We start from the raw sequence: 7,101 nt of genomic DNA, 5'->3' as shown, positions 1-7,101 counted from the left end.
GCTCAAGGGGCGGGCCACGGGGGTGTCCGAGGCCGCCACGATGACGTTGCCGCGGCGCCGCCCCTTGAGCATGGGCGGATCCGCGATCACCTCGACGTGCTCGAACGCGGCGACGACGGCGGCCACGTCCGCCCGCACCGACGTCAGGTCCGGCCCGCCGCCCACGTTGAGCACGTACAGCCCGCCCGGGGCGAGGACCCGCGCGGCGGCGTGGGCCGCGTCCAGGCCGGTGAGGCCCGGCGGGGTGATGTGGCGGGCGCCGGTCAGGTCCGTGGGGTCCGGGGCGAAGACGTCGCGGATGATCAGGTCGCGGCTGGCCGGGTGGGCCGTGGCCAGGACCTCGGCGGCGTCGGCCACGCGGATGCGCAGGGCCGGGGCGCGGGGCAGGCCGAAGCGCTCGCGGGCGAGGGCGGCCAGGCCGACGTCGATCTCCACCGCGGTCTGGTGGGAGCCCGGGTACGCGTGGTCCACCCAGCGGGCGAGCGCGCAGCCCGCGCCGCCCAGGTGCAGGGCACGCAGCGGTGTGGGCTCCGGCCAGTGCGCCCGGACGGCTGCGGCGGCCCAGCGCATGTACTCGAAGGCCATGCGCTCGGGGCGCTCGGGGTCCAGCGGCGAGGACTCGACGCCGTTGACGTAGAGGATGAACGCGCCCGGCTCGAAGGCGTCCTCGCGGATCTCGGCGGTGCCGTGGGTGATCGCGTGGACGCCCGGCTCGATCCCGGAGGGGCCGGCGGATCCGCCCGCGGCCCGGCCCCGGCGCGCCGACGACCGGCGACTCACGCCGCACCGCCGTCGTGCGGGAGGCGGCGCACCATCAGCTGCTCGTGCAGGCCGGCCCACGGGCCGGTCATCGGCTCCGGCGCCCCCACGGCCGCGAAGCCGTGCTTGACGTAGAACGCGACGGCCCGCGGATTCTCGGCGAGGACGCGCAGCAGCGCGGGGCGGTCCCCCACGACGGCGTCCAGCAGGCGCGCTCCCACACCGGTGCCGTACGCCTCGGCCAGGACGTAGAGCACCATGAGCTCCACATCGGGCAGGTCGGCGGGCGACGCGGGCGCGTCGTCCGCACCCGTCCGGCCCGTCTCCGCCGCCGAGCGACGCGGGCCCGCGAGCGCCACGCCGAGCAGCCGGCCGCCGTCGTCGGCGACCCAGAGGTCCCGGTCCGATCCGATCAGCGCGGTCCACGCGGGCACGTCCTCCGGGATCCGGGCCTCGATCGCGTCCAGGTAGGCGGACGGCAGGAGCGCGCCGTAGGCCTCCCGCCACGACCGCGCCTTGACGCGCAGCAGCGCCTCGACGTCCCCGGGGGCGGCGGGGCGCACGGTCACGGGCTCAGGCACGGGCTGCTCCTCCGGGCCGCCGGCGCGGCGGCCATTCCTCGAACGAAAGCGCCTCGACACGCCGCCGTTTCCCGAACGAAAGCGTCCGGGGGCAGCGGGGAGGGGGGTCACCCGGCGTCGCCGTCGCGCGGGGCCGGGGCGGCGCGCCGCTGCTCGTCCTCGGCGAGGGCCGACTCGAGGCGCTCGAGCTTGCCGTCCAGCTCGCCGGTGTGGCCGGGGCGGATGTCCGCCTTCAGCACGAGCGAGACGCGTGTGCCGTACGGGGACACGGCGTCCACGGCGGCGCGCACGACCTCCATCACCTCGTCCCACTCCCCCTCGATCTCGGTGAACATCGAGGAGGTGCGGTGCGGCAGGCCGGAGGCGCGCACCACGGCGACGGCGGCCGCCACCGCCCGGTGCACGGACGCGGTGTCCCCGTCGCCGGGCAGGTGCTCGGCGTCGGCGGGTTGGCCGGAGGGGGCGACGGAGAAGGCGACGATCATGGCACCAGTGTGCCCCGCTCCCGCCGCCGGCTCACCCCCCGAGCACCGGCTGCAGGGCCTTGATCAGCTCGTTCACGCCGATCGCCACGAACACGGCCGCGGTCAGGCCCAGCAGGATGTTGCGGACCCAGCCGTTGCGGAACTGCCGCGGCACGTCCTTCGTGTTGTTGAGGAACAGCAGGGTCACGGCCAGGAACGGCATGAACAGGGCGCCGAGCGTGCCGTAGAGCAGGATCAGGAAGATCGGCCGGTCCAGGAACAGCAGCGCCATGGGCGGCAGGGTCAGCCACAGCAGGAAGAAGCGGCCGGGCTTCGAGGACAGCGACGGCGCGTCGTCCTGGTCCAGCTCCTCGGCGGGCCGGCGGAAGTTCGTCCAGAAGTCCGCGAACATCAGCGAGACGCCGTGCCACACGCCCAGCAGGGAGGAGAAGGACGCGGCGAAGAATCCGATGAGGAACACCGTGGACCACACCGAGCCGTAGCGCTCGGCCAGCACGTCGCCGACGTCGAGCAGGCCCTTGTCACCCGAGGAGATCGCCAGCCCCGCCGAGTGCAGCAGCTCCACACCCATGACCATGGTGGCGATCACGAAGATGCCCGTGAGGATGTACGAGGTCGCGTTGTCGAACCGCATGACCTTCAGGTACTTCGGGACGTTCCAGCCCTTCTCGCGCAGCCAGTAGCCGTAGGCCGCGAGCGTGATGGTGCCGCCGACGCCGCCGGCCAGGCCGAGCACGTAGAACATGGCCTGGGGATCGCCGGAGGGCAGGCGCGGCACGAGACCGGCGAGGATCTCGCCCAGGTTCGGGGCCGTCAGCGCCGCGGAGAGCAGCACGGTCACGAACATGACGCCGATCAGCACCGTCATGAGCCACTCGATGAGGCGGTACCTGTCCAGCCAGACCAGCCCCAGGCCGATCAGGCCCGCGGCGATCGCGAACACCTTGCTGTCCACCCCGGGGAACAGCGCCGCGAGCGGCAGGGCGGTGGAGGACATCGCCGTCGCCCCGTACACGATGCCCCAGATGAGGATGTACGGGCCGAAGTACCAGGACGTCCAGGCCCCGAGGGTGCGCCAGCCCTGGAAGATCGTCTTGCCGGTGGAGAGGTAGTAGCGGCCCACGCCCTCCACGAGCACGATCTTGAAGATCACGCCCAGCACCACGGCCCACAGCAGCATGTAGCCGTAGCGGGAGCCGGCGGTCAGGGTGGCCACCAGGTCCGCCGCGCCCACGCCCGTGGCCGCGGCGACGATGCCCGGGCCGAGGGAGTTCCAGCGCGGGCGGATCGGCGTCTCGTTCAGTTCGGCGTCGGTGAACCCGACGATGTCCGGGTTGTGCACGGGGCGCCCGGGGTCGACGGCGTGGGCCATGGGATGCTCCTGCGATCGGGGATGCGAGTGATGCGAGTGGCGCAACAAGTATCACGCATGGAAGCGACGCCGCTCACATCCTTCCGCGGTGCTTCACACGTGCGTCCCGTCCGCCTCCACGGCGATGCCCAGCTCGTTGCCCGGGATCGAGGCGAGCAGTCGCCGCGTGTACGGGTGCCGGGGGTTGGTGAAGACCTCCTCGGAGCTGGCCGCCTCCACCACCTGGCCGTCCTTCATGACGCACACGTAGTCGGAGATGAGCCGCACCACCGCCAGGTCGTGCGAGATGAACAGGTAGCTCAGCCCCAGCTCGTCCTGCAGGCGGCGCAGCAGCGTGAGGATCTGGTCCTGCACGAGCACGTCCAGTGCGGAGACCGGCTCGTCGCACACGATCAGCTCGGGGTTCAGCGCGAGCGCGCGGGCGATCGCCACGCGCTGGCGCTGTCCGCCCGAGAGCTCGGCCGGGTACCGGCGATGGAAGTGGGAGGGCAGGGCGACCTGGTCCATGAGCTCGAGCACGCGCGCCCGCCGCTGCCTGGCGTTGCCCCGCCGGTACGTCTGCAGCGGCTCCTCGATGATCCGGCCCACCGTGAACGAGGGGTTGAGCGAGGAGAAGGGGTCCTGGAACACGGCCTGCACACGCTGCCGGAAGTCCTTGAGCCCCTCCCCCTTCAGCGCCAGCACGTCCTTGCCCTCGAAGCTGATCTCGCCCGAGGTCGGCTCGATCAGCTTGAGCAGCATGCGCGCCGTCGTCGTCTTGCCGGAGCCGGACTCGCCGACGATCGAGACGGTCTTGCCGCGCGGGATCTTCAGGGAGACGTCCTTCGCGGCGGTGAAGTCCTCGTGCCCGCGCACGGGGTAGACCTTCGTGAGGTCGCGGATCTCCACCAGCGGGGTGAGGTCCTGCTTCGCCAGGGCCACCGTGGTCAGGGCCGCGGTGTCGTCCTCGGCGAGGGCGGCCGGGGCGGGGTCGAAGGCCTCGGGCAGCAGGCGGGCCGCCGCCACCGACGGCGCGGCCGCCACGAGCGAGCGGGTGTAGGCGTGCTGCGGGTCCTCGAGGATGGCCCGCGCGTCGCCGGACTCCACCACGCGTCCGCGGTGCATCACCACGAGCTGCTGCGCCCGCTCGGCGGCGAGGCCGAGGTCATGGGTGATCAGCAGCACGGAACTGCCGAGCTCGCGGGTCATCTCGTCGATCTGGTCCAGGATCACCTGCTGCACCGTCACGTCCAGGGCGGAGGTCGGCTCGTCCGCGATCAGCAGCTGCGGCCGGCACGCCAGGCCGATGGCGATCAGCACGCGCTGACGCAGGCCGCCCGAGAGCTCGTGCGGATACTGCTTGGCCCGCCGCGCGGGCTCGGGGATGCCGGCGCGCTCCATCACCTCGACGACGGCGGCCCCCACGTCCTTCTTCGTCGCCATGCCGTGGGTCAGCAGGGTCTCCCCGATCTGCTGCCCCACCCGGGTCACGGGGTTGAGGTTGGACATCGGGTCCTGCGGCACCAGCCCGATCCGGCGGCCGCGGATGCCGCGCATCCGCGACTCGGGCAGGCCCACGAGCTCCTCGCCCGCGAAGCGGACGGAGCCTGCCGTGACCCGGCCGTTGCCGGGCAGCAGGCCGATCGCGGCCATCGCGGTGGTGGACTTGCCCGAGCCGGACTCGCCCACGATCGCCAGCGTGCCCCCGGCCGGGAGCGTGAGGGACGCGCCCTCCACGGCCTGCACGGTGCCCTGCTGGGTGGTGAACTCCACGTCCAGGTCGCGGATCTCCAGCAGCGGGGCGCCGGCCGCGGGGACCGCGGGCTCCGCGCCGGGGCCGGGCGCGCCGTCGTCGTGCTTGGGGTCCATGGTCAGCGCCTCCGGGAGGTCGGGTCGAGGGCCTCGCGCAGGGACTCGCCCAGCAGGGTGAAGCCGAGCGCGGTGATGGCGATGCACAGGCCGGGCAGGAACGCGAGCCAGGGGTTGATGCCCAGCTCTGCCTGCGCGTAGGTGAGCATGCGGCCCCACTCGGCGGTCTCGGGGCGGCCGCCGCCGAGGCCGAGGAAGGACAGGGCGGCCGCGTCGATCACGGCCGTGGCCAGCGTGAGCGTGGCCTGCACGATCACGGGGCCCAGCGAGTTCGGCAGCACGTGGGACATCGTGATCCGCCCGCGCGAGAGGCCGAGGGTCTGCGCCGCGAGCACGTAGTCCGACCCCTTCTGCGTGAGCATCGAGGAACGCAGCAGCCGCGCGAACACGGGCACCTGCGCCACCCCGATCGCGATCATCACCGCGAACGGGGTCTGCCCGAGGATCGCCGCGATGGACACCGCCAGCAGCAGGTTCGGCACCGAGAGCAGGATGTCCACGACGCGCATCACCACGGAGTCCACCCAGCCGCCGAACGTGCCGGCCAGCAGGCCGAGCAGCATGCCGCCGGCCAGGCCGAACGCCGTCGAGATGACCCCGATGAGCAGCGAGGCCTGCGCGCCCCAGATCAGCTTGGAGAGCACGTCCCCGCCGAAGCGGTCCAGGCCCAGCGGGTAGCCGGCCACCTCGCCGGGGCCGGGCACGTGGGTGGGGCGGATCTCGCGCATGCCGGGTGTGGCCGTGCCCGCGTACGGGGCCAGCACCGGGGCGAGGACGGCCACGAGCACGAAGAGCAGCACGATCACGGCGCCGGCGATCGCCGCCGGGTTGCGGCGCAGCCGCTGGAACGCGGCGCCCCACACGGAGGTGCCGCGCGCGTCCGCGGCGGCCTCGGTGGTCTCCTGGGTGGCCCCGGCCTCGACGGGCGCCAGCGCGTGGTCGACGGCGGGCTCGGTGGGTCCGCCGCCGGGGCTGGGGGGCAGGTTCACGCTCATGAGACACGCACCCTCGGGTCGATGAGGCCGTAGGAGACGTCCACGACCAGGTTGATCAGCGAGTAGAGCAGGGCGATGAAGATGATGAAGCCCTGCAGCACAGGGAAGTCGAGCTGGAAGATCGCCTGGGCGAGGAACCGGCCGATCCCGTTGAACGCGAACACCGTCTCGGTGAGCACCGCCCCGGAGATCAGCAGGCCCAGCTGCAGGCCGAACGTGGTGCTCACCGGCAGCAGGGCGTTGCGCATGATGAACCGGTCCCGGATCAGGCGCGGGGCCAGGCCCTTGGCGCGGGCCGTGCGCACGAAGTCCGCGTCCTGCACGTCCAGCACGGAGGCGCGGGTGATGCGCGCGATGATCGCCAGCGGGATGGTGCCCAGCGCGATGCCGGGCAGCACCAGGTGGGTCAGCGCATTCAGGGCCGCGTCCCACTCGGCGGTGATGATGCCGTCCCACACGTAGAAGTTCGTGTAGTGGGTGGCGTCGATCCGCGGGTCCTGTCGGCCGTCGGTGGGCAGCCAGCCCAGCTTCACCGCGAACACCCACTTGAGGATGAACGCCAGGAAGAACACGGGCACCACCACGCCGATCAGGGACAGCACGACGGCGACGTCGTCCTGCCACCGGCCCACATGGCGGGCGGCCCAGTAGCCGAGCGGGATGCCGATGACGACCGCGAACACGATCGCGAAGATCGAGAGCTCCAGCGTGGCCGGGAAGCGGTCCGCGAACTCCTCGACCACGGACCGATTCGTCATGGTCGACGTGCCGAAGTCGCCGCGCAGCAGCCGCCCCATGTAGGTGACGTACTGCTCGAGCAGGGGCTTGTCGAAGCCGTACGCCGCGTTCACCCGGGCCACGGCCTCGGGGGTGGCGCGGTCGCCGAGCAGGGCGGTGGCGGGGCCGCCGGGCAGGCTGCGGACCCACACGAACAGCAGGACGGACAGTCCGAACAGGGTGGGGATCAGCAGCAGCAGGCGCTTGCCGATGAGTCTGAGCACGAGGGGCCTCCATGCCGGCGCGGGGGCCGGGCCGGTCGGTGCGAGGGACGGGCGGTGGCG

At 72.8% G+C, this 7,101-nt stretch carries 7 protein-coding genes; all 7 read right to left on the bottom strand.

Translation table 11 applies throughout. The features are described from left to right. On the bottom strand, positions 1-780 hold a 780-nt coding region (locus tag J1M44_RS03855; RefSeq protein WP_206480599.1), incomplete at its 3' end, for a fused MFS/spermidine synthase. Then, positions 777-1,340, bottom strand: a complete 564-nt coding sequence (locus tag J1M44_RS03850; protein WP_144825051.1) for a GNAT family N-acetyltransferase — start codon at positions 1,338-1,340, stop codon at positions 777-779. The genes J1M44_RS03855 and J1M44_RS03850, both read right to left, overlap by 4 nt. Before the next feature lie 107 nt (positions 1,341-1,447). Then, positions 1,448-1,825, bottom strand: a complete 378-nt coding sequence (locus J1M44_RS03845; protein WP_144825050.1) for a thiamine-binding protein — start codon at positions 1,823-1,825, stop codon at positions 1,448-1,450. A 31-nt stretch (positions 1,826-1,856) separates the two neighbouring features. Then, the gene (locus J1M44_RS03840) at positions 1,857-3,197 is read right to left on the bottom strand and encodes an Nramp family divalent metal transporter (protein ID WP_206480597.1); all 1,341 of its coding nucleotides are present in this window, start codon (positions 3,195-3,197) and stop codon (positions 1,857-1,859) included. 93 nt (positions 3,198-3,290) lie between these two features. Then, positions 3,291-5,045, bottom strand: a complete 1,755-nt coding sequence (locus J1M44_RS03835) for a dipeptide ABC transporter ATP-binding protein (protein ID WP_060774559.1) — start codon at positions 5,043-5,045, stop codon at positions 3,291-3,293. A 2-nt stretch (positions 5,046-5,047) separates the two neighbouring features. Next, positions 5,048-6,040, bottom strand: coding sequence for an ABC transporter permease (locus tag J1M44_RS03830; protein ID WP_206480595.1), 993 nt, complete (start codon positions 6,038-6,040; stop codon positions 5,048-5,050). Next, complete coding sequence (locus tag J1M44_RS03825; protein ID WP_206480619.1) at positions 6,037-7,041, bottom strand: ABC transporter permease subunit; 1,005 nt, start codon at positions 7,039-7,041, stop codon at positions 6,037-6,039. Before J1M44_RS03825 ends, J1M44_RS03830 begins: the two co-directional genes overlap by 4 nt. Positions 7,042-7,101 lie beyond the last annotated feature (60 nt).

The organism is Micrococcus sp. KRD128, from assembly GCF_017168395.1.
GTDB classification, from domain to species: Bacteria; Actinomycetota; Actinomycetes; order Actinomycetales; family Micrococcaceae; genus Micrococcus; species Micrococcus luteus.
Note: the sequence above shows the minus strand (reverse complement) of the source record. Positions and strands in the feature narration are given on the sequence as shown.